This window comes from Luteibacter sp. P4_D7_3 (genome assembly GCF_056401735.1).
Window position 1 is genome coordinate 1 of sequence record NZ_JBFUIT010000448.1, and the last position, 2,473, is coordinate 2,473.

The following is a 2,473-nucleotide window of genomic DNA, read 5'->3' on the forward strand; positions in this document are numbered from 1 at the left end:
AGGATGGCCCAGGGCACGATGCCGGTCCGCTTTGCTCCTTCCGCCTCACGAAGTCAGTCGCGGGAGAGGCAGGCACGGACAAACCAAAGATCTCGTATGAAGCTGATGCAAAATGGCTCACAAGCATCTCGGCATACGGAGGGTATGATGGCCTGATCGTCTCGATATCAGGGATATCTGAAAGGACCGGGATCCTCGTCGAAATCTCGAAATGCGTGATCTGGGGCACAAAAAAGTTGCTAGAAGAACAGGCGGCCAAACCGGAGCTAAGCTCGAGCGTTGCCGCCCAGCCCGGGCCACTGACCGCCCGCCGCGGGAGCTTTATACAAGTTATCAGCCATACTCAGATGATTACTTCTAATGGAGTGTCTCTTCTGGACGGAGGGCTAGACAACGTCTTCAAAGAGCTGACTGTGTCCATCGTCCCGACAATAGACTACGTGGACCCCACCCAACGTGGGAGAAAAAGCATCTTCTCTTCGACGGCACATCTGCGAAAGGATGCAAAAACCGCTAACCCATCGACAGGCAAGCCCTTCGGCTCCGCACATCTCGTCCTCCGCGGCGGCACGCCGAGCGACGGCGTGAAAGTCACGCTTTCAACCGAGGACAACTACGTCCTCCAGAAGCTAGGCCTCGCCGATCTTCCAGCCGCGATCGAAGCCAAGCCCACCGCCTTCGCTCCCATTCGTGCTCAGCTCGCACGCGACCCACTCATGGACTACGACGAGTTCGGCRCAAGGATCGGCGTCAGCAGCTATTACTGGACCCACGACAAAAAGCCCGTGTCATGGCTGATCCGGCGAGCTAAGGATTGGGCGCGCTACGACGTGGTGGATGAATACGTAGCCAAGGAGGCCGCTTGCTTCGCCACGAACGGAGTCACCGTGCCGTCGGGCATCGATATCGTCAAGCTCGTGGCGTTGAAGCATGCACATCGGGATACGTTCGCGCGGCTCATGGTCTCGACGCAAGTTGGCAACGCCGTTCTCGCCGAGACGACCGTGGTCCTGGACGGCACCGACCACTCGCGCGCCATCACCGCGAGATTCCCCGTGAGCAAGGCCACGAATCCACACACTTTCAAGCTCGAGGTATATGCCGATGACGATACCGAGATGCTCGGTTCCATCACTCGCCAGTACAACTTGCAGGAGCAAGGGCGCGCTAAAGGGGCCCATGGCGCGGACGCGGTCGACGACGCCGTCGCCTCGGCGCGCCTCATCCAGAATCGTTACCAGGTCCACTACCTGGACCTGACCGAGGTCGCGGGTCGCGCGTCAAACAAATCCTACGCGCTTCCCACGCATGCGTACGCCATTCGCCTGAATACGCTGCTCGGCATGCGCTTCGCGGCGCTGGCCACCAATTCACCACAGGACCTTCTCGACTGGAAAACCCAACAGCTTCCCGCGCCGCGGATGGCCCCCGGAACGGAAGATGGCACCGTCGATTTCCACGGCGCGAACGGCTTCTATTTCTGGGAACTGTTCATGCACTTGCCCACGCTGGTGGCATGGAAGTTGCGCTCGACACGGCAGTATCGCGAGTCGCTCGAGTGGTGCACGCGGCACCTGTTCGATCCCTACGACGCCGCCGGAAACCTCGACATGCTGATGCCCCCGTTCTGGCACAGCCGTCCATTGACCATGCCCAACGCTGCGCTCAAACTCGAGGCGAACACGCTCACCACGGATATCGAGACATTCGCCTATGCCGAGCCGGAGCGCTATCGCAAGGCCATGCTGATGTTCGTCGTCGAGCTATGGCGTCAGCAGGGCGATGACTTTTATCGCCAACTCACACGCGACGGCGTGGCCGAAGCCGGCAACCACTACCGCAGGGCGTTGGCTCTGCTGGGTCCTTTACCCGAACGCCTGACGACCGCAACACCCAGCCTGCCGACGCTCACCGAGACACGGGCGTCGCACTTCCTTCCACCAGTAAACACCGTGCTGACGCAGACGCGCGACCTGCTCGAGAGTCGGATGTTTAACCTTCGCCATGGGTTGACCATCGATGGCAAGATCATGCAGCTGGATCTCTATGGAGCAGCGGACGAATTTGACCTGATAGGCAGCCAGCGCACCGGCATGCGCTCCGGGGAAGCACGCCGCGGGCGCATCAATGTCCCGCCCTATCGATTCAAGCACGTGCTGCCAATGGCCAAGGAAGCCGTACAACAGCTAATCGACATGGGGCGCCAACTCTTCCACACCTACGAGGAGGAGTACAACGCCGGTCTGGGCGTACTGCAGCAGCGAAATCTGATCAACCTTTCCGACTTCACGTTGCGAACCCAAAGGGAGGCACTGAAGCATGTACGAGCCGTACGGGCGACGATGGTAACGAGCAAGGTCGCCCTTCAGAAGCGGCACGACTACTACCAAGGGCTGTATGAAGAGCTCGTCCTGCCGGAAGAGAGGATATCCATGCTCTTGGGAGCCGGCGCTGCGGTATCCAAGATTTACGC

The 2,473-nt window shown here is 59.8% G+C and carries 1 pseudogene; it reads left to right on the top strand.

The features are described from left to right. Positions 1–215: 215 nt before the first annotated feature. A pseudogene (locus AC1DSN_RS21325) lies at positions 216–2,473 on the top strand (hypothetical protein); the annotation flags it as partial.